This window comes from Cognatiluteimonas sedimenti (assembly GCF_022808325.1).
GTDB lineage: Bacteria > Pseudomonadota > Gammaproteobacteria > Xanthomonadales > Xanthomonadaceae > Cognatiluteimonas > Cognatiluteimonas sedimenti.
Window position 1 is genome coordinate 1 of the sequence record NZ_JALGCL010000003.1, and the last position, 18,710, is coordinate 18,710.

At 71.0% G+C, this 18,710-nt stretch carries 20 protein-coding genes; 10 read left to right on the forward strand and 10 right to left on the reverse strand.

Going from position 1 to position 18,710, the window contains the following annotated elements; translation table 11 throughout:
* Positions 1 to 194: 194 nt before the first annotated feature.
* Positions 195 to 533, reverse strand: a complete 339-nt coding sequence (locus MQC88_RS09220; protein ID WP_243321338.1) for a hypothetical protein — start codon at positions 531 to 533, stop codon at positions 195 to 197.
* A gap of 146 nt (positions 534 to 679) precedes the next feature.
* On the opposite strand from MQC88_RS09220, the gene MQC88_RS09225 reads away from it, so the two are divergent.
* The gene (locus MQC88_RS09225; protein WP_256451768.1) at positions 680 to 1,252 is read left to right on the forward strand and encodes a lipocalin family protein; all 573 of its coding nucleotides are present in this window, start codon (positions 680 to 682) and stop codon (positions 1,250 to 1,252) included.
* A 20-nt stretch (positions 1,253 to 1,272) separates the two neighbouring features.
* On the opposite strand, the gene MQC88_RS09230 is transcribed toward MQC88_RS09225, so the two are convergent.
* On the reverse strand, positions 1,273 to 2,172 hold the full coding sequence (locus MQC88_RS09230) for a patatin-like phospholipase family protein (RefSeq protein WP_243321340.1): 900 nt from the start codon (positions 2,170 to 2,172) through the stop codon (positions 1,273 to 1,275).
* Between the two features lie 7 nt (positions 2,173 to 2,179).
* Positions 2,180 to 3,148: a helix-turn-helix transcriptional regulator gene (locus tag MQC88_RS09235; RefSeq protein WP_243321343.1), complete on the reverse strand. Its 969-nt coding sequence runs from the start codon at positions 3,146 to 3,148 to the stop codon at positions 2,180 to 2,182.
* Positions 3,149 to 3,259: 111 nt separating this feature from the next.
* On the opposite strand from MQC88_RS09235, the gene MQC88_RS09240 reads away from it, so the two are divergent.
* From MQC88_RS09240 to MQC88_RS09265, 6 genes are all read left to right on the forward strand, one after another.
* Entirely contained in the window at positions 3,260 to 3,985 is a 726-nt protein-coding gene (locus MQC88_RS09240) for a LolA family protein (protein WP_243321345.1), read from the forward strand.
* Positions 3,986 to 4,091: 106 nt separating this feature from the next.
* Entirely contained in the window at positions 4,092 to 4,736 is a 645-nt protein-coding gene (locus tag MQC88_RS09245; RefSeq protein ID WP_243321347.1) for a hypothetical protein, read from the forward strand.
* Between the two features lie 193 nt (positions 4,737 to 4,929).
* Entirely contained in the window at positions 4,930 to 7,818 is a 2,889-nt protein-coding gene (locus MQC88_RS09250) for a molybdopterin oxidoreductase family protein (protein WP_243321349.1), read from the forward strand.
* On the forward strand, positions 7,815 to 8,579 hold the full coding sequence (locus tag MQC88_RS09255) for a 4Fe-4S dicluster domain-containing protein (protein ID WP_315857094.1): 765 nt from the start codon (positions 7,815 to 7,817) through the stop codon (positions 8,577 to 8,579). The genes MQC88_RS09250 and MQC88_RS09255 overlap by 4 nt, the downstream gene beginning before the upstream one ends.
* 162 nt (positions 8,580 to 8,741) lie before the next feature.
* Positions 8,742 to 9,089 carry a heavy metal-binding domain-containing protein gene (locus tag MQC88_RS09260; protein ID WP_243321350.1) on the forward strand — a complete coding sequence of 116 codons (348 nt, stop codon included), beginning with the start codon at positions 8,742 to 8,744 and terminating at the stop codon, positions 9,087 to 9,089.
* Between the two features lie 124 nt (positions 9,090 to 9,213).
* Positions 9,214 to 10,170 (forward strand): dimethyl sulfoxide reductase anchor subunit family protein, encoded by a 957-nt coding sequence (locus MQC88_RS09265; protein WP_243321353.1) that lies wholly within the window; start codon positions 9,214 to 9,216, stop codon positions 10,168 to 10,170.
* A 50-nt stretch (positions 10,171 to 10,220) separates the two neighbouring features.
* On the opposite strand, the gene hemC is transcribed toward MQC88_RS09265, so the two are convergent.
* From hemC to MQC88_RS09285, 4 genes are all read right to left on the reverse strand, one after another.
* Complete coding sequence (hemC, locus tag MQC88_RS09270; RefSeq protein WP_243321355.1) at positions 10,221 to 11,141, reverse strand: hydroxymethylbilane synthase; 921 nt, start codon at positions 11,139 to 11,141, stop codon at positions 10,221 to 10,223.
* A gap of 136 nt (positions 11,142 to 11,277) precedes the next feature.
* The gene (locus MQC88_RS09275; protein WP_243321357.1) at positions 11,278 to 12,009 is read right to left on the reverse strand and encodes a LytR/AlgR family response regulator transcription factor; all 732 of its coding nucleotides are present in this window, start codon (positions 12,007 to 12,009) and stop codon (positions 11,278 to 11,280) included.
* Between the two features lie 64 nt (positions 12,010 to 12,073).
* Positions 12,074 to 13,138 carry a sensor histidine kinase gene (locus MQC88_RS09280; protein ID WP_243321359.1) on the reverse strand — a complete coding sequence of 355 codons (1,065 nt, stop codon included), beginning with the start codon at positions 13,136 to 13,138 and terminating at the stop codon, positions 12,074 to 12,076.
* A 3-nt stretch (positions 13,139 to 13,141) separates the two neighbouring features.
* Positions 13,142 to 13,840 (reverse strand): alpha/beta hydrolase, encoded by a 699-nt coding sequence (locus tag MQC88_RS09285; RefSeq protein WP_243321880.1) that lies wholly within the window; start codon positions 13,838 to 13,840, stop codon positions 13,142 to 13,144.
* Positions 13,841 to 14,119: 279 nt separating this feature from the next.
* Between MQC88_RS09285 and MQC88_RS09290 the strand changes: the two genes are divergently transcribed.
* Positions 14,120 to 15,334 (forward strand): hypothetical protein, encoded by a 1,215-nt coding sequence (locus tag MQC88_RS09290; RefSeq protein WP_243321361.1) that lies wholly within the window; start codon positions 14,120 to 14,122, stop codon positions 15,332 to 15,334.
* Between the two features lie 34 nt (positions 15,335 to 15,368).
* Here MQC88_RS09290 and MQC88_RS09295 read toward each other — a convergent pair whose 3' ends face one another.
* From MQC88_RS09295 to MQC88_RS09305, 3 genes are all read right to left on the reverse strand, one after another.
* A complete protein-coding gene (locus MQC88_RS09295; protein WP_243321364.1) occupies positions 15,369 to 16,031 on the reverse strand; it encodes a helix-turn-helix transcriptional regulator in 663 nt (220 codons plus the stop codon).
* A gap of 8 nt (positions 16,032 to 16,039) precedes the next feature.
* A complete protein-coding gene (locus MQC88_RS09300) occupies positions 16,040 to 16,744 on the reverse strand; it encodes a hypothetical protein (RefSeq protein WP_243321366.1) in 705 nt (234 codons plus the stop codon).
* 130 nt (positions 16,745 to 16,874) lie between these two features.
* Entirely contained in the window at positions 16,875 to 17,288 is a 414-nt protein-coding gene (locus MQC88_RS09305; RefSeq protein WP_243321367.1) for a VOC family protein, read from the reverse strand.
* Positions 17,289 to 17,441: 153 nt separating this feature from the next.
* On the opposite strand from MQC88_RS09305, the gene MQC88_RS09310 reads away from it, so the two are divergent.
* A complete protein-coding gene (locus MQC88_RS09310; RefSeq protein ID WP_243321369.1) occupies positions 17,442 to 17,876 on the forward strand; it encodes an OsmC family protein in 435 nt (144 codons plus the stop codon).
* Between the two features lie 27 nt (positions 17,877 to 17,903).
* Complete coding sequence (locus MQC88_RS09315; protein ID WP_243321370.1) at positions 17,904 to 18,695, forward strand: NRDE family protein; 792 nt, start codon at positions 17,904 to 17,906, stop codon at positions 18,693 to 18,695.
* Positions 18,696 to 18,710: the final 15 nt, after the last annotated feature.

An 18,710-nucleotide genomic window follows, 5' to 3' on the forward strand; every position in this document is an offset into this window, starting at 1 on the left:
GACCTTCGGCGGCATGGATGCCGCCGATGAGCCTACATGGATGTACTTGCGGCGTGTCCCGCGAACAGCGGGCCACCTGCGTCCTCCACGGCAATGCCCGCATACCGCTTTTGCCTTTTCGCTTTTCGCTTTTCGCTTTTCGCTTTTCGCTTTTCGCTTTTCGCTTTTCGCTCTCCCCTTCCAGAACGCGATGTTCAGGCAGCGTTCGCGACGCCGCCTCGTGCCACCGGCACCCGGCGCCGTCGTGCCTGCGCTGCATGGCCACGGCGCTTGCGCGTTGCGGCGTTGGTTCCGGGCCGTGGCTGCAGACGCGGCAGGCGGAAGTGGTGCAGTGCCCACCAGCTCGAAAGCGGCATCGCCAGCAGCCATAGCGGCAGGGCGCCGAACCACGCGCTGGCGCCGCGCGCGGCGGGCAGCGCCAGCACCAGCAGGGCGCCCGCGAGGACGATCCGGCGCAGGGCGCGCTCCAGGTGCGCATCGGGTGCTTGCCGACCGGGATTGGCAAATGCATTGCGGGACTGCAATCTGGGCATGGGAGTCTCCTGGCGACGGGGTGGCCGCCAGCGTCCGTTGCCCCCATCTCAGGGGCTGCGACCCGCCGGATGCCGCCTTGACGCGATCTTCGCCCCGCGCCCGGAACCCTGCCGCCACCGCCCTGGATCGCCCACGAGGATTGCGCATGCGTCGATTCCGCACCATCGCCCGGCTCGCGCTCGTCGCCGCCACCCTGCTGCTGGCCGCGTGCGCGTCGGCGCCCGACCGCGCAGCCGGCCCGCCGATCGACCTGGCGCGCTACATGGGCCGCTGGTACGTGATCGCGCACGTCCCGTATTTCACCGACCGCGGCCATGTCGCCGCGCGCAACGAATACACGCTGCGCAGCGACGGGAGGGTCGGGATCCGCTACTTCTACCGCACCGGCTTCTCGCAACCGGAAAAACTGCTCGAAGCCAGCGCGACGGTGCAGGATGGCAGCGGCAACCGCGACTGGAAGGTGTGGTTCTACAAGGTGGTGCCGGCCAATTACCGCGTGCTCGAAGTGGCCGCCGACGATTCCTGGGCGCTGATCGATTCGCCCGGCCGCGACCTGGCCTGGGTGTTCGCGCGCTCGCCGGTGATGGACGATGCGCAATACCAGGACCTGCTGCAACGCCTGCGCGGGCACGGCATCAACGCCGACAAGCTGTGGCGCGTGCCGCAGGTGCGCGAACAGGTGGGGCAACTGGGCTTCGACCGTCCCAACGACCCCTGAAGCCGGGCGCCGGCCGGCGGTCAGTACCCCGCCGCGTCGAGTGCCTTTTCGGCCTCCCTGCGGCCGATCTCGACCAGCTCCTTCGCACGCCAGAACTCGTAGAACTGGCAGGCGTCGCGGGGGATGCGGACCACCAGTTCCGGGGGGTCCAGCGCCAGTTCCACGCGCGCGATCTGCGCCTGCATCGTGTCCAGCGAACGCGACATCAGTTCCACCAGGCCCATGCCGCTGGCGCTTCCGCCGGGGTTGCCGCCGAGCTTGCGCTCCACCCAGTCGCCCAGGCGCGCGGCCATCGAATCGTGATCGGCCAGGGCTCCTTCGGCCGGTTCGCCGGGGGGCCTTCGCGGCCAACCGTGCATGTCCACCGCCACCAGCCGGTGCGCATCGGACAAGCGCGTCGCCGCGATTGGCAGCGGCGCCAGCAGGCCGCCGTCGACCAGCTCGCGGCCATGCACTTCGTGCGGCGTGAACAGCCCGGGAATCGCGAACGAGGCGCGCAATGCATCCCACAGCGGGCCGCTGCGCAACCACACCACGCGCTGGCGCTGCAGGTCGACCGCCACCGCGGTGAACAGGATCGGCAGCGACTCGATGGCGGGATCGCCGACGACTTCGCGCATCGCCGCCACCAGGCGCCCGCCGTGCAGCAGCCCGGGCTGGCCGATGGCCGGATCGAGCAGGCGCAGGAAATGGCCGCGCTCCATCCGCAGCAGGTGTTCGCGGAACTCGGCGAGCTTGCCGGCGGCATACACGCCGCCGACCAGCGCGCCGCTGGAAGAACCCGACACCGCCACGATCTCCAGCCCGCGCGCTTCCAGCGCCTCGATCACGCCGATCTGGGCGAAACCGCGGGCACCGCCGGCGCCGAGCACCAGCGCGACCTTCTCGCCCTGGCGGATCTTCGGCAGGTCTTCGGCCATCGCCCGGCTAGCGGTCGTAGTTGGCCAGCGCCAGCTGCAGCAGCGAACGCGCCTGCTCTCGCAGCGACGGCGGTTCGACGATCTCGGCGTCGCTGCCGTAATGCAGCACGTCCATCAGCAGTTCGCGGGCATTGCTGTAAGGCACCTTGAGCTCGTAGCGGCCGTCGCCCAGGTGGCGGCCCTGCTGCTGCGAATGCCAGTGCTCGTCGGCCACCCAGCGCGCGGCGCGCTCGTTGAACACGATCGTCGCCCAGCCCCTGGGCGCACCGGAGAAGATGCCGTAGCTCCCCGAGAGGTGCTCGTTGAGCGTTGCCTCGTCGATGTCGCGCGCCGGCGTGTCGAGCATCCGCGCGTTGCCGATGCGGTCGACCGAGAAACTGCGCAGCGCCTCGCGCTCGTGGTCCCAGGCGTCGAGGTACCAGTTGTCGCGGTAGTGGGTGATGCGCTGCGGCGAGACCGTGCGCCGGGTCTTCTCGCCGGTGGAACGGGCGCGGTATTCGAACGCCAGTTGCCTGCGCTCCAGCACCGCCGAGCACACGATCCGGAACGAGGCTTCGTCCATCCGGCGCAGGCGGTGCGGGATCACCCGGACGCGCTCGACCGGCCAGCGCTTGCCGGTGGCATGCTCGTCGAGCAGCTTTTCGATCCGCTGCTGCAGCGGCGCCAGCGCCCCGGACAGCACGCCACCGCCACTGCGCGACAGCAGTTGCTGCGCCGCCAGCAACGCGTGCAGTTCCTCCGAGTTGAGCCACAGCCCGGGCAACTCGAAGCGGTCGCCCTGCTGCGGGTCGTAGCGGAAGCCGGCTTCGCCGTCGCCGACCACCGGCGCCATCAACGCGTCGCGCAGGAAGGCGAGGTCGCGGTAGACGGTGGCGCGAGAACAACCCAGTTCGTCCTGCAGCCGCGGCACCGTCACCGGATAGCGCGCGGCCTGGAGGATGCGATGCAGGGCGATGATGCGTTCGTAGCGGTCCATGCCGCGATTATGGCGCGCGCTGGCCGCTTGCGGCACGCCGGCGACGTTATCCCTTGGGCCACGCCGGATTCGCGCCTCGCCCCACCCGACCACCCGCCACCGGAGTTCCGCATGCCCGTCCGCCGCACGCCGTGCCCCCTGCCCGCCTTCCTGCTCCTGCCGCTGCTCGCCGTGCTGGTCGCCTGCAAGCCTTCTCCGCCGGAAGGGGCCGCCATGGCAACGGCCGATGCGCCAGCCGCCAGCCCGGCATCCGGCAACGACGGCAGCGCCGCAGCCGCCGCTACTGCCGTTGCCGACGCCGTGGCCGCGGCCGGCCCACTGGCTACGCCGAAGCAGGTGATCGGCAACTCGATGCAACGCTTCATGGGCCTGCGCAGCTACCACGCGACCATGCAGCTCGACGGCGGCGCGCGCGGCGCGATGACCAACGAGCTCGATTTCGTCGCCCCGGACCGCTTCCGCATGACCATGCCGGGCCTGGGCACGCAGACGATCATCGGCGACGCCATGTACATGTCGGTGGATGGCCGCAGCATGAAAGTGCCGCTGCCGGCCGGCACGCTCACGCAATGGCGCGACCCGGCCCGGCTCGACGAGAACGCGGCGACCATGACCGTCCAGGCCCAGGGCCGCGACAGCGTCGATGGCACGCCGGCGCGCAAGTACCTGGTGCGCAACAGCAAGCCGCAACCTTCGGACGTGACCATGTGGATCGGCGACGACGACCTGCCGCTGCAGATCCGGGTCAACGGCAGTGCGCAGGGGCACGCGACCACCACCACGATCCGCTATTCGCGCTTCAACGATCCGTCGCTGGCGATCGATCCGCCGCAGTGACGCCGCGCGCCGCCAGCGGTCGCGGTGGCGCGTAACCTCGATTTAACCCACCCCTGTCCAGACTCCGCGCCGGAGAAGTCGCGGAGCCGGCGTCGCGGAGCCGGCATTGCGAACAGGGACGTTGCGGGCACGCGGCATCGCGTGGGGGCTCGTGCTGGGCTGGCACGCACTGGTCGGCTGGTGGCTGCTGCATGCGCTGCCGCGAGTCTCCTCGCGCGGCGATGGCGACCCGGCCCTGCAGGTCGTGTACGTGAGCCTGCCGCCGTTGTCGACGCCATTGCCGCCGGTACCCGCGGCAAGACCATCGCGGCGCCGCCACGATGCGCAGCGCCCGCGCGATGCGCGGCGACAGTCCACGCCCATCGCGACCGCAGCACCGGCCCCGGCCGCAAGCTCGCTGCAGGTCGTCGCCGATGCCACCCCACCGGCGGCGGCGGAAAAGGGAACCCTGCTCGAACAGGCCCGCGTGCTGGCGCGGCGGCAGGCGGCAGCCACCGCGCCGGCGCCGGACATCTTCGCCGATCGCGCGGCGCGCCTGCCGCCGGCCAATGGCGGCCGCTTCCGCATGCGCGATCCGCTGACACCGGCGCGTGCGCTTGCCTGGCTGGGCAGCCACGTACTGGCGCCGAGCGGCTACGAAGCCGATCCCTGCCCGCGCAACCGGCGCAACATCGCCGGCCTGATCGCGGCCGGCGACTCGCCACGCCTGCAACTGGAGCTGGCGTTCGAGCGCGAGCATTGCCGGCCGTGAGCGGCGTCGGGTCGGCACCAGGTCAACCGGCGCCCGATCCCGGATTCGCAGGCACGGCAACCGGGTGACATGGTGCGCGGTGGCGCGTGGCCGAGCTGGCGTCGAAACACCAGCAGGCGGGTCCCGCAGCGCATGGCGGCGCGTTGGGCAGGATCGGCGTGCGGATCACCACCTTGCGCGGCACAATGCGCGGATGCGCGAGCCCAAGCTCAACACCTCGCCCTCGCCGGGCGACGAGGTCAAGACCACCACGTGCTACATGTGCGCCTGCCGCTGCGGCATCAAGGTGTGGCTCAGCGATGGCAGGATCCGCTACATCCAGGGCAACCCCGCGCACCCGGTCAACCAGGGCGTGCTCTGCGCCAAGGGCTCGGCCGGGATCATGCAGCACTACTCGCCGGCGCGGCTCGACAAGCCGCTGCTGCGCGTGGGCGAGCGCGGCAGCGGCGAGTTCCGGGAAATCGAATGGGACGAGGCGCTGCAACTGGCCACCTCCTGGCTGGCCCCGATCCGCGAGCGCAACCCCGATGAGCTGGCGTTCTTCACCGGTCGCGACCAGTCGCAGGCGTTGACCGGCTGGTGGGCTCAGCAGTTCGGCACCATCAACTACGCCGCGCACGGTGGCTTCTGCTCGGTCAACATGGCCGCCGGCGGGCTGTACACGCTGGGCGGAAGCTTCTGGGAGTTCGGTGAGCCGGACTGGGAGCACACGCGGTACTTGATGCTGTGGGGCGTGGCCGAGGACCACGACTCCAACCCGATCAAGCTCGGCCTGGGAAAACTGAAGGCGCGCGGCGCCAAGATCGTCGCGGTCAATCCGGTGCGCACGGGCTACGGCGCGATCGCCGACGAGTGGATCGGGATCCGCCCCGGCACCGACGGGCTGTTCGCGTTCGCGTTGATCCACGAACTGCTGCGCAGCGACCGCATCGACCTCGACTACCTGGTGCGCTACGCCAACGCCCACTGGCTGGTCGTTCGCAACCCGGGCGGCGCCGACGACGGCCTGTTCGCGCGCGATGCCGACGGCAACCCGTTGTGCTTCGACCGCAATGCGGGTGCCGCGGTAGACGCCAACACGATCGATGTCGCGCCCGCCGTGGTCGGCGAAGCCACGCTGGCCGACGGCCGTCGGGCCGTTCCGGTGTTCCAGCTGCTGGCCGAGCGCTACCTCGATCCGCGGTACTCGCCCGATGCGGTCAGCGAACGTTGCGGCATTCCCGCCGACACCATCCGCCGGATCGCCCGCGAACTGGCCCAGGCCGCGTTCGACAGCAACCTCGTGCTGCCGATCGCGTGGACCGACAGCTGGGGACGCGAACACAAGGAGATGATCGGCCGCCCGGTGGCGATGCACGCGATGCGCGGCATCAGCGCGCACAGCAACGGCTTCCACACCTGCCGCGCGCTGCACGTGCTGCAACTGCTGCTGGGGGCGATTGACGCGCCGGGGTCGTTCCGCTACCAGCCGCCGTATCCGAAGCCGATCCCGCTGCCCAACCGCCCGGGCAAGGCGCGCAAGCCCGATGGCAGCCTCGACGCCGGCCCGCTGGGCTACGTGCACGGCCCCGAGGACCTGCTGGTCGACGCCGACGGCAAGCCGCGCCGCATCGACCACGCCTTCTCCTGGGCCTATCCGCTGGCCGCGCACGGGATGATGCACACGGTGCTGCGCAATGCGTGGGCGGGCGACCCGACGAAAATCGACACGCTGCTGATGTTCATGGCCAACATGAGCTGGAACTCGGCGATGAACACGCGCGAGACCCTGCACTGGCTCACCGACAGGGACGCGAACGGCGACTACCGCATCCCCCGGATCATCTACAGCGATGCGTACGCCAGCGAGATGGTCGCCTACGCCGACCTGGTGCTGCCGGATACCACCTATCTGGAACGTTTCGACGCCATCAGCCTGCTCGACCGCCCGATCTCCGATGCCGACGGCGTCGCCGATGCGATCCGCCATCCGGTGCTGGAGGCCGCGGCCCAGGCGCCGGGACGCGACGTGCGCGGCTTCCAGTCGGTGCTGCTGGAGCTTGGCGCGCGGCTGGGGTTGCCGGGCATGGTGCATGCCGATGGATCGCCGGCCTACCGCGACTACGCCGACTACATCGTCCGCCACGAACGCGCGCCGGGCCTCGGGCTGCTCGCCGGCTGGCGCGGCGCCGACGGCGGCCAGCACGGGAAAGGCGCGCCGAATCCGGCGCAGCTGGACGCCTACATCGCCAACAACGGTTACTGGCGGCAGGAAATCCCCGAACACGCGCGTTATTACAAGATGGCCAACCGCGGCTATCTCGAATGGGCACGGGGGTTCGGCTTCGTCGCTTCGACCGCGCCGATCGTGCTGCAGCTGTATTCGGAGCCATTGCAGAAGTTCCGGCTTGCCGCGCAGGGCCACGGCGCGGTGCAGCCACCGCCGCAGCATCGCCAGCGCGTCGCCACGTATTTCGACCCGTTGCCGATCTGGCACGAGCCGTTCGAGCACGACCAGACCAGCCGCGACGCCTATCCGCTCAATGCGGTCACGCAGCGACCGATGTTCATGTACCACGCCTGGGGGTCGCAGAACGCATGGCTGCGGCAGATCGCCACCCGCAACTTCCTGTACCTGCATCCGGACACCGGCGCCAGGCACGGGGTCGCGGACGAGGACTGGATCGAGGTCGCCTCGCACCACGGCCGCATCACCGTGCAGGCGAAGTTCGCCGCCAACGTGCAGCCGGACACGGTCTGGAGCTGGAACGCGATCGGAAAGCGCAAGCGCGCCTGGCGCCTGGCCCAGGACGCGCCGGAATCGCAGCAGGGCTTCCTGCTCAACCACCTGATCTCGGACGTGACGCCGAAGGGCGATTACGCCAATGCCGATCCGGTCACCGGGCAGGCGGCGTGGTTCGACCTGCGGGTGTCTATCCGCAAGGCGTCCGACGCGCAGGCGGGACCGAGCGCGCCGCAACTGCCGGGGCTGGCCTTCGCCGAAGCCGACGAGCGCCCGCTGCGCTATGGCGCGCGTTTCCGCAACGCGCAACACCGCAGCCAGGCGAAGCCGGAATCGCCGCGCAGGAAGAAACGCCCGTGACCGCGCTGCCGCCACCGTCGAAGGTCAAGCTGGGGTTGGTGATCGACCTGGACACCTGCGTGGGCTGTCATGCCTGCGCGGTGAGCTGCAAGGAATGGAACGCCGGCGGCATCGCCGGGCCACTGACCGACAGCGATCCCTACGGCAAGGATCCGTCCGGCGTCTGGTTCAACCGCGTCCACAGCTACGAACTCGAAGCCACCGCGGGCTGCGGCTCCGGTGCGGATGCGCAGCCCGCGCAACCGGCGCAGACCCTGCACTTCCCGCGTTCCTGCCTGCATTGCGAGCAACCGGCCTGCGTCACCGTGTGCCCGACCGGCGCCAGCTACAAGCGCGCCGAGGACGGCATCGTGCTGGTCGACGAGGACAAGTGCATCGGCTGCAAGCTGTGCAGCTGGGCCTGCCCTTACGGGGCGCGCGAGTACAGCGCGGTCGAAGGCGTGATGAAGAAATGCACGCTGTGCGTGGACCGCATCTACAACCAGCACCTGGACGAGGCCGAACGGCAGCCGGCCTGCGTGCAGGCGTGCCCGACGCGCGCGCGCCACTTCGGCGACCTCGGCGATCCGGAATCCGACATCTCGAAACTGGTGGCCGCGCGCGGCGGCGTCGACCTGATGCCGCAACTCGGCTACCGGCCCGTCAACCAGTACCTGCCGCCGCGGCCGCGGCGCGCGGGCGACGGCGAGGCGGTGGTGGAGGAGGATGCTTCGTCGCCGGTGTCGCCGATGCGATGGCTGCACCGGATCCTGAAGCGGTGAACATCGCCCGTGCAGATTCGCCGCGCGCGGCGGCGCGCTGGAGATCGTGGCCCGCCGGTGCCAACCTTGCGCGGCTGGATCGGATCCTGAAGCGATGAATGTCGCTCCCGTGCCGATGACCATCGAAGACCCTTTCCTTCCCCCGCGCATGCGAGGACCCAGATGAGCAGCAACAAACCCGTCACCCTGGTGTCGACCACCCACGGCTTCGAAGGCCGCCGCATCCTCGAATACAAGGGGCTGGTCGGCGGCGACGCGATCCTCGGCGCCAACATGTTCCGCGACTTCTTCGCCGGCATCCGCGACCTGGTCGGCGGTCGCTCGGGCAGCTATGAAAAGGTGCTGCGCAAGGCCAAGCAGGAAGCGGTCGAGGACATGCTCGAACAAGCGCGCGAACTGGGCGCCAACGCCGTGGTCGGCGTCGACCTCGACTACGAAACCATCCAGGTGCAGGATGGCGGCAGCATGCTGATGGTGTCCGCGTCGGGCACCGCGGTGGTGGTGGAATGAAGCCCTCGCGGTCCGCTGTCGTTGCAAGCGCAGCGGGGAACCCGTGTTCCCTGCCCGGCCAACCCGGGATCCCTGCCGCGTCCGGCAGGACAAGCCTGCCGATCCGGGGTTGCAGGTAGCCGCCATGCATCCCGCCCTCTCCGTGATCTTCTTCACCACGCTCTCGGGCGCCGGCTACGGCCTGCTGTTCTGGAGCGCGCTGGCCGCGCTTGGCGGCGACACCCCGGCGCGCGCGCTGCTGGTCGCCACGGCGCTGGCGCTGGTGCTTGCCAGTGCGGGGCTGCTGGCGTCGTTCTCGCATTTGGGCAAGCCGCTGCGGGCGTGGCGCGCGTTCTCGCAGTGGCGCACCTCGTGGCTGTCGCGCGAAGGCGTGGCGGCGGTGCTGACCTATGTCCCGGCGCTGGCGTTCGCCGCCGCGCTGTTGCCGGCGATGATCGGATCGCGCGCGCAGGGCGGACCGGTCGCGCTCGATGCCGCCGGTACCCTGGCCGCAGCGGCGCTGATGGCCTGCGCGCTGGCGACGGTGGCGTGCACCGCGATGATCTACGCCTCGCTCAAGCCGATCCCGGCGTGGCGCCACCGGCTGGTGCTGCCGGGGTATCTCGGTTTCGCGCTGCTGTGCGGCGGCCTGCTGCTGGCGGCGATCGCGACCCCGGCCGGCACGATGCCCACGCGCGGCATGGCGCTGGGCGGAATCGGGCTGGCGGCGCTGCTTGGCGCGCTCAAGCTGCACTACTGGCGCGCGATCGACGCCACGCCGCTGCCGGCCACGCGCGGCGACGCCATCGGCCTGCCGCGGCGCACGGTCACGGTGTTCGAACGCCCGCATACCCAGTCCAACTACCTGACCCGGGAAATGGCCTTCGTGGTGGCACGAACGCACGCGCAACGGTTGCGCTGGCTGGCGCTGCTGCTGTTCGCGGTGGCCCCGATCGCCTGCCTGTTCGCGCTTGGACGCAGCCACGCCTTCGCGCCGGGAGCCTGGCTGTGGATCGCGGCGCTGGCGGCGCTGGCGGGCGCCTTCGTCGAACGCTGGCTGTTCTTCGCGCAGGCGCGGCACCTGGTCACGCTTTATTACTGAAGGGCTCGGCGACGCCGGCCCCACGACGGCCCGATCGAACCCGCCCGGCGCTAGGCCGCGTCGTGCGGCAGCAGCGCGCCGGCCCCGGCCCGCAGCAGCGATTGCGCCACCTGTTCACCGAGCGCCTCCGGCGCACCGCTGCGGCCATCGGCGTGCGCGCGCACGAGGGTTCCATCGTCGGCACTGCCGACCAGGCCATCCAGCAGCAGCTGCCCGCCGTCGAGCCGCGCATGCGCGGCGACCGGCACGTGGCAGCTGCCATGCAGGGCGCGGTTCATCGCCCGCTCGGCGCGGGCGCAGGTGCCGGTGGCGGCGTGGTCGAGCGCCGCGCACAGCGCCAGCGTGGCGGCGTCGCCGTCGCGGCATTCGATCGCGATCGCGCCCTGCGCCGGCGCCGGCAGCCAGCGCGGGGGGTCCAGGCGCGCGCGGATGCGCGCCTCGAAGCCGAGCCGTTGCAGGCCGGCGCAGGCCAGCACGATGGCGTCGTAGTCGTCGGCGTCGAGCTTGGCCAGGCGCGTGTTGACGTTGCCGCGCAGGTCGAGCAGCCGCAGGTCGGGCCGGCGCGCGCGCAGCTGCGCCTGGCGCCGCAGCGACGAGGTGCCGACGCGCGCGCCCTGCGGCAACGCATCGATGTCGGCGAATCGGTTGCTGACGAAAGCGTCCGCCGCGTCGCCGCGTTCCAGGATCGCCGCCAGCGCAAAGCCGGGCTCCAGGTCCATCGGCACGTCCTTGAGCGAATGCACGGCGCAGTCGGCGTCGCCGCGCTGCATCGCCAGTTCCAGTTCCTTGAGGAACAGGCCCTTGCCGCCGATCGCGGCGAGCGAGCGATCCAGCACCTCGTCGCCGCGCGTGGACATCGGGACCAGTTCGACCTGCAGCCCGGGATGCGCGGTGCGCAGGGCGGCGGCGACGTGCTCGCTCTGCCACAGGGCGAGCGGGCTCTTGCGGGTGGCGATGCGGAGCGTGGTCATGCCGGCATTATCCGGCAATCGGGGGACCCGGGCCGGGATTGCCCGCCGGTTCGCGCGGCCCTGCTTCGCTTTCCGCCAATGCGGGTCGGTGCAGGCATTGGCGACGACACGCCCGAACGCAGCCGTTTGCGGGCCGCTACAGGTGCTTGACCGTCTCGCGCAGGCTGGCCACGCAGCGGCGGCTGACTTCCAGCGGCTGCCCGCCGTGCCGCAGCAGCGCCTGCACGTGGCCGTCGGCCGTGCGCTTGAGTTCGAGGATCTCGTGCCGCGCCACCAGGCAGTTGCGATGGATGCGCACGAAGCGTTCGCCGAACTCCTCCTCCAGCGATTTCAGCGATTCCTCGATCAGGTCTTCGCCGCGGACATGGTGCACGACGACGTATTTTTCCTCCGCCTGCAGGTAGCGCACGTCCTCGATCGGAATCAGGCGCAGGCTGCCGCGCAGGCGCGCGCACAGGTGGGTACGGCGCTGCCCGGGACGGGTCGTGGCCGCGACCTGGTCGCGGCCGGCGGCGAAGGTGCGCACCCGCTCCAGCGCCGCGGCCAGTCGTTCGGCGCGCACCGGCTTGACCAGGTAGTCGATCGCCTGCGCATCGAACGCCGACAGCGCGTGCGCGTCGAACGCGGTGCAGAACACCACCGCCGGGCGCGGCTCGAACGCGGCCAGGTGGCGCGCGGTCTCCAGCCCGTCGATCCCGGGCATGGCGATGTCCAGCAGCACCAGGTCCGGGTCGTGCTCGGCGCAGGCGTGCAGGGCGGCGTGGCCGTCGCCCGCTTCGGCCACGACCTCCACGCCCGGCTGCGCCGCCAGCAGTTCGCGCAGGCGGTCGCGCGCCAGCGGTTCGTCATCGACGATCACGACCTTCATGGCATCGCCTTCATGTCGCCGTCCTCGCGGCAGGCCCGGCTGCCGGTGTCGAGCCGCGGTCTGGTCATGCCGCAGGCGTTGTCGCCGCGAGCGGTATCCGCAGCTCGCAGCGATAGTAGCCCTCCCGCCAGCCGGACGTCATGCCCGCCTGCGGGCCGAAGGCATAAGCCAGGCGATGGCCGATGCTGCTTTGCGCGTGGTGGGCGCCGACGCTGCCGGCCTCGCGTTCGCGCGGCTGCGGCGCCGGGTTGCGCACCTCCACCAGCAGGCGGCGGTCGTCGGCGCGCAGCGCGATCTCGACCTCGCCACCCTCGGGCAGCCGCGAAATACCGTGCAGCACCGCGTTCTCCACCAGCGGCTGCAGCAGCAACCGCGGCAACGGCAGCGACCAGGGCAGCGGTTCCTCCTTTCGCCAGCGCACCTGCAGGCGCTCGCCCAGGCGCAGCGACTCGATCGCCAGGTAGCGCTCGGCCAGTTCCACCTCTTCGCGCAGGCTGGAGTCGGACTCGCCCGCGCCCAGCGCGGCGCGGAACAGGTCCGACAGGTCCAGCAGCGCATGCTCGGCCAGCGGCGGGTCGCGCCGCACCAGGCCGGTGATGGCGTTGAGGCTGTTGAACAGGAAATGCGGCTTGATCCGGGCCTGCAGGGCATCGGCCTGGGCACGCGCGCTGGCGCGTACCTGCGCCTGCCAACCGTCGATCACGTACAGGTAGCGCAATACCACCGCAGTGATCAGCGCCGCGATCGCGGCGCTGCCGAGCGCGAACTGCGACAGCTGCACAGTGGCCGGCACCAGGTGGTAGTCCAGGCTGCGGTCGAGCTGGTGCAGCAAGGCCGCGCCCAGCATTGCCACCAGCGCCGCGGCCGCCACCGCCGCGATCGAACCGATCGCCATCGGCAGCCGCGACAACTGCCGGCGCGACGCGCACAGCAGCACCGCGATGGTCAAGGCGAGCCACAAGGCGAAGCCGCTGGCGGAGACGAAGCGTTCCGCGTTCCAGCGCACGCCGCCGTCGGGCGCCAACGCCAGCACCAGCACCACCAGTTCGGCGACCCCGAACATGGTCGCCAACCGCGGCAGCCGGCACAGGTCGGGCAGCCACGGTTCAGCGGGATGCACGTCGCCCATGGCTCAGGCCGAGGCGAAGCGCCGCGACAACCAGTCGCCGAGGTCGCGGATTTCCTCCGCGCAGACCGCGTGGCCCATCGCATAGCGATGCCAGTCCAGGTCGAAGCCCAGATCGAGCAGCAGCCCCGCGCTGCGTTCGCCGGCGGCGTACGGCACCACCGGGTCCTGCAGGCCGTGGGCCATGAACACCGGTTGCCCGGTCGCCCCGGGCTGCAGGTCGGCGCGTGCCTGGGGCGCCATCGGCAGGTAGGTCGACAGCGCCACGAGTCCCGCCAGCGGTTGCGCGCGGCGCAGGCCCGCGGCCAGCGCGACCGCGCCGCCCTGCGAGAACCCGGCCAGCAACAGGCGCTGCGGCGGCACCCCGCGCTCGCCCTCGCGCGCGATCAGCGCCTCCACCTGGGCCACCGATTCCAGCACTCCGGCGCCGTCGGCACGTTCGCCCCCGGCCAGTTCGTCGGCGCTGAAGTTGCGGATGTCGTACCAGGCGCGCATGCGCATGCCGTTGTTGATCGTCACGGCGCGCAGCGGCGCATGCGGGAACACGAAGCGCAGCGACGGCCAGTCGCGGCTGCGTCCATCGCGCACGAGCAGCTCCGGCACGATCGGGGCGAAGTCGTGGCCATCGGCACCGAGGCCATGCAGCCACAGCACCGTCCATTGCGGATCGGACGCGGTCTCGTGTTCGACGGTTTCGGGCAGCAGGCGGGTCTCCATCGCCGCATTGTAGGCACGGGCGTGCCTGGCCCGGCGTCGGCAGCATGCGGGCGCGCATCGAGCGGCCGCCCGGCGACGCTCGACCGGAAGCGCCTTCCCGGACCTCGCGTTGCCTGGCCGGTTCCACGATGGGCATTCGTTGGGCCAAGGGCCACGGCGGCGGTTTACCTCGCTGCCGAGCTGGGATGGGCGGCTCGACGGGGACACGAACCGGGGAGATCGAACGGGGCGGCACGCTGGCAAGGCCGCGACCGGCAGGAGGCATGCATGCACGCACTTGCGACAGTCCGGGCGCTCTGGCGCCCCGTCCTTGCCCTGGGCATGGCGCTGGCCACGGGGCTGGCGGCACCCGCGGCGCGGGCGCAGGTCAACGAGTCGGTCGTGGTCGCGCGAGCGGAGCTGATCGACCCGGAAATCAGCCAGGCGCGCGCGATGATCACCTGGGTGGACAAGGCCGGCGGGCTGTGGCTGGCCGGCATCGACCGCGACACCGGGATGCTGCTGCCCAGGGGCGGCAAGGGCGTGCTGCTGGACGCGGACGCGATGAGGACCTCCGATTTCGACATCGTCAGCAACGGCCCGGAGTGGATCAGCACCGCGTCCGGCGAGCAGGTGGTGTACACGAAATTCCTGGCCGGCAAGCCGCACCAGTTGCGCTATGCGCGCCTGGCGTTGGCGCGGCAGTTGGCGTCCGGGGCCTGGAGCAATGGCTACGTCGACGCCAAGCGTCCGCGCAACACGCCATATGCCAGCCACGATGCGCAGGACCCGATGCCGCGCATCAGCTATGTCGACGCGGCCGGCAACCATTACTGGCGCAACCTTTTCGACCCTTCCAGCGAGACCCGGGTCACCGGGTACCCGCCGTCGCTGTATTTTTCGTTGCGCTTCGTGGCCAATACCCGCGCGGCCGCGTTCGCCGCGCCGGTGGACGGCGTCTCGCAGGTGTTCCTCTACTGGCTGGACCAGGACCACGCCGAACAGATCACCTTCGACGACGGCCAGAAGGACCTGCACTCCCGGCCCTGGATCTGGCAGGCGCCGGAATTCGGCGGCGCGTACGTGCTGGCGACGGTGGTGGACGACACCGAGTTGCGGCTGTACGTCCTGCCTCCGGGCGGCAGCCCTGGCGACTGGGCGGTGACCGGCAGCATCCGCACGCCCGAGCGCGGGGTGATCAACTCGCCGGAACCTTTCGTGCACAACGGCAAGTCGTACCTGCTGTTCACCGCGAGCAAGCCGCCGGCAACCTATCCCTCGACGATCTTCCTGGCCGGAATCGACGAGGCTGCGCCGGTGCCGTTGCAGCTGACGCCGGACGTTCCCCTGCGGATCCGCACCGACCCGGAAGTGTTCGTGGCCAACGACGGCCCCTACATCTATTACAACCGGGCGGTGATCGTCGGCGATGGCGACCAGTACTGCCTGCCATGCAACGAGGGCTGGTACCGCACGTACACCGGGCTGCCGCCGGCGCAATGACCGGGCATCGCCGCCGGCGTGGACCAGGGCGGGGCTAGCCAGTCGGGGTGGCGCCCCGCGCCGGTTCCGGGCCGAGCTTGAAGCGGCACACGTGGCCGCCGCGGACGATGCATTCCATGTGATGGATGCGACGGCCACTGGCCGCCTCCATGTAGGCCAGGTCGAACTTGCACACCTCCGGATGCTGCCGCGCCAATGCGTGGAACACGCAATTGAAGGCCTCCACCTGCCAGTCCTCGCCGTGGCGTGCGGGCACCGCCTCGTAGCCCAGCGCGTCGAGCCGTTGCGCCAGGCCGCGCGCCAGCGCCTCGCTGCCCGCGTCGGCGTCCAGCAGCGGCTGGGTCGCGGCGACGGTGGCGCCGAGTTCCTGCAGCAGCGCGCCGACATCTTCCTCGCCCATGCGCGCATGCAGCTGTGACAACAGCGCGGCGGCAATCGCGCCGTAGTTGCGCGGGAACAGTTCGCGTCCCTCGGGAGTCAGCCCGAACCGTGCCTGCGGGCGGCCGCCGGTCGGGCGCGACTGCACCCGCTCGACGTAGCCGCGGCCGGTGAGCGCGGTCAGGTGCTGGCGGACCGCGTTGTGGCTGACGTGCAGGCGCTCGCACAGTTCCTCGACCGCGCAGCCACCGGCATTGAACAGCAGCTGCCGCAACAGCCGCTGCTGGGTATCGCCAAAGCGCGCCAGTCCCATGGCCATGCGCGCGCTCAGCTCGCCTTGTCGGGGAACTGCTTGGCGATGGCGCCGGCGAGCGCGTCGGCGATCATGTCCATGTGCGCCTGCATCGCGGTCCACTCGGTCGCTTCGCCGGCGGTGTCGCCCTTCATGATCAGGGTGACCTGCGAGGAATGATGCGCGCCGTGGGCCAGCAGCAGGCCGCGCACGGTGTCTTCGGGCAGGTTGGGGTTGGCGCCGGCGAGGAACCTGGCGATCTCGCCGGCATTGGCGGTGAGGTCGGCCATGGCTTTTTCGGCGCCGGCTTCATCCTTGGCGGCGCGCGTGTCGGTGAGTGCCTTCACCGCACCCCAGTGGCCGCCGAGCAACGTCAGCATCTGGTCGCCGGCGGCATTGCCGTAGAAGCCGCCGACCGCGCTGGCGATCTGCTTGGCGTTGTCGACCACCGCGCCGGCCGCGGCCTTGGCGTCGGCATCGTTGCCGGCATGGACGGCGATCGCGTAGTCGCGGGCATGGACGATGTGGCCGTGCCAGAGTTCGCGCATCGCGTCCTGCAGCTTCGGCGCGGCGACTTCCGCGGCGGCCTCGGCGGCAGCGGCGGCGGGGGCGGCCTGGGTCGCTACCGGCGCGGATTCGGCCGCATCGGGTGCGGCGGTATCGGCCGGCGGGGCCGCCTGGTGGCAGCCGGCCAGCGCCAGCGCCACGGCCAGGCCGAGGGGTTTGAGTGAGATCGACATCGAAGGCTCCATGGGCACGTCGCGGGGTGCGACCCGGCCATCCTGCGCCGCTCCACGATATCTGCCAGTGACGTATGTGTAAAGGCCACCCTGTGGAGGAGTCCCGCCACCAGAACGTCCGTTCGACGCATCAACCGCCCGCGGCCGGCAGTGCCGCCATGTCCATCCAGAACGCCTCCCAGACGTGACCGTCGGCATCGGCCAGGCTGCGGCTGTACATGAAGCCCAGGTCCTGCCTGGGGTTGACGTCGGCGCGGCCGCCATGGCGGCCAGCCGCCTCGACCATGGCATCCACCGCCGCGCGGTCTTCCAGCGAGAGCGCCAGCAGCACCTCGCTCGCCGTCGGCGGCGGGATCGGGCGGCTGGTGAAGCCGCGCCACTTGTCGTGCGTGAGCAGCATGACGCTGATCGCCTCGCTCCAGGCCATGCACGCGGCGGTGTCGTCGGTGAACTGCGCGTTGTTGGTGAAGCCCAGGGCCGCATAGAAGGCCATCGCAGCATCGAGGTCGGCGACGGGGAGGTTGACGAAGAGCATGCGGGTCATGCGCGGATCCTTTCATGGTCGGGTGCCCTGGCGACGATCGGGCGCAGCGGAAATCGACAGGCGCGGGGCAACGCGCTGCCGTTCCCCTGACCAGGATCAATCCCACGGGCGCCGCCGCGGCGCAGACTCGATCCACCGCAGAAGGAATTTGCCATGCATCCGTTCCCCCACGTGTACCGCGTCCAAGCGCGCGGCGGCAGCCAGGGCCGCCTGGTCCTGGAAACCGAGGGCGTCGCCCCGCTGGAATCCTCCGCGCCCGCCGAGTTCGACGGCCCCGGCGATCGCTGGTCGCCCGAAGGCCTGCTGGTGGCTGCGGTCGCCGACTGCTTCATCCTCACCTTCCGCGCAGTGGCACGCGCGGCCGGGATCGACTGGAGCGCGCTGGCGGTGTCGGTCGACGGCACCCTGGACCGGCAGGAGAGGATCACGGCGTTCACCGCCTTCGACCTGCATGCGACGCTGACGGTCGCCCCCGGCACCGATGCCGCGCAGGCGCAGGCCGCGTTGCAGCGCGCGGAGGAACGCTGCCTGGTCTCCAACTCGCTGAAGGCGCCGGTGCACCTGGCCACGACGCTGCAGGAAACCTGAGCCACCCATCGCGGCTATCCTCGCCGCATGTGCCTGATCGCCTTCGCCCTCGACCAGCACCCGCGCTACCGGCTGCTTCTGGTGGCCAACCGCGACGAGTTGCACGCGCGCGCCGCCGCGCCTGCCGGGCCGGATCCGCGGGACCCGGAGGTGTACGGCGGCCGCGACCTGGAACAGGGCGGCAGCTGGCTGATGGTGTCGCGGCGCGGACGCCTGGCGGCGGTCACCAACGTGCGCGTGCGGCCGCTGGACGCCACCCACCCGCGCTCGCGCGGGGCGCTGGTGCGCGGCTTCGCGGCAGCCGCGACGAGTGGTGACGCCTGGCTCGATGGCGTCGCGCCGATGGCGGCCGACTTCGGCCCGTTCAACCTGCTGCTGTGGGACGGCCGCGATCTTGCGTTCGCCAGCAACCATCCGCGGTTCGCGCGCCACGCGGTGGCGCCGGGCCTGCACGCCGTGTCCAACGGCGCCTTCGATGCGCCTTGGCCCAAGAGCAACCGCGCCAGCCGTGCACTGGCGGACTGGCTGCGCAACGGCGTGCCGGCAGAGGCCCAGGCTGCGGATGTTGCCCCCTTGCTGCACGCACTGACCGACCAGACCCCGGCGCCGGACGCGGAACTGCCGGACACCGGGATCGGCGTGGCCCTGGAACGCCGCCTGTCGCCGCCGTTCGTGCGCGACGCCCGCTACGGCACGCGTTGCAGCACCGTGGTGCTGGTGCAGGAACACGGCATCCGTTTCGTCGAACGGCGCTTCGGGCCGGATGCGGAGGTGCTGGGGGAAAGCGACGTCTGGCTGCCGCGGTTGCCGGGCCGGTAGCATCGCAATGGCGCG

Bases quoted from the DNA above. Each gene is read 5' to 3' on its own strand.
- MQC88_RS09220 (WP_243321338.1), bottom strand. From the start codon at position 533: ATGCCCAGATTGCAGTCCCGCAATGCATTTGCCAATCCCGGTCGGCAA.
- MQC88_RS09225 (WP_256451768.1), top strand. From the start codon at position 680: ATGCGTCGATTCCGCACCATCGCCCGGCTCGCGCTCGTCGCCGCCACC.
- MQC88_RS09230 (WP_243321340.1), bottom strand. From the start codon at position 2,172: ATGGCCGAAGACCTGCCGAAGATCCGCCAGGGCGAGAAGGTCGCGCTG.
- MQC88_RS09235 (WP_243321343.1), bottom strand. From the start codon at position 3,148: ATGGACCGCTACGAACGCATCATCGCCCTGCATCGCATCCTCCAGGCC.
- MQC88_RS09240 (WP_243321345.1), top strand. From the start codon at position 3,260: ATGCCCGTCCGCCGCACGCCGTGCCCCCTGCCCGCCTTCCTGCTCCTG.
- MQC88_RS09250 (WP_243321349.1), top strand. From the start codon at position 4,930: ATGCGCGAGCCCAAGCTCAACACCTCGCCCTCGCCGGGCGACGAGGTC.
- MQC88_RS09260 (WP_243321350.1), top strand. From the start codon at position 8,742: ATGAGCAGCAACAAACCCGTCACCCTGGTGTCGACCACCCACGGCTTC.
- MQC88_RS09265 (WP_243321353.1), top strand. From the start codon at position 9,214: ATGCATCCCGCCCTCTCCGTGATCTTCTTCACCACGCTCTCGGGCGCC.
- hemC (WP_243321355.1), bottom strand. From the start codon at position 11,141: ATGACCACGCTCCGCATCGCCACCCGCAAGAGCCCGCTCGCCCTGTGG.
- MQC88_RS09275 (WP_243321357.1), bottom strand. From the start codon at position 12,009: ATGAAGGTCGTGATCGTCGATGACGAACCGCTGGCGCGCGACCGCCTG.
- MQC88_RS09280 (WP_243321359.1), bottom strand. From the start codon at position 13,138: ATGGGCGACGTGCATCCCGCTGAACCGTGGCTGCCCGACCTGTGCCGG.
- MQC88_RS09290 (WP_243321361.1), top strand. From the start codon at position 14,120: ATGCACGCACTTGCGACAGTCCGGGCGCTCTGGCGCCCCGTCCTTGCC.
- MQC88_RS09295 (WP_243321364.1), bottom strand. From the start codon at position 16,031: ATGGCCATGGGACTGGCGCGCTTTGGCGATACCCAGCAGCGGCTGTTG.
- MQC88_RS09300 (WP_243321366.1), bottom strand. From the start codon at position 16,744: ATGTCGATCTCACTCAAACCCCTCGGCCTGGCCGTGGCGCTGGCGCTG.
- MQC88_RS09305 (WP_243321367.1), bottom strand. From the start codon at position 17,288: ATGACCCGCATGCTCTTCGTCAACCTCCCCGTCGCCGACCTCGATGCT.
- MQC88_RS09310 (WP_243321369.1), top strand. From the start codon at position 17,442: ATGCATCCGTTCCCCCACGTGTACCGCGTCCAAGCGCGCGGCGGCAGC.
- MQC88_RS09315 (WP_243321370.1), top strand. From the start codon at position 17,904: ATGTGCCTGATCGCCTTCGCCCTCGACCAGCACCCGCGCTACCGGCTG.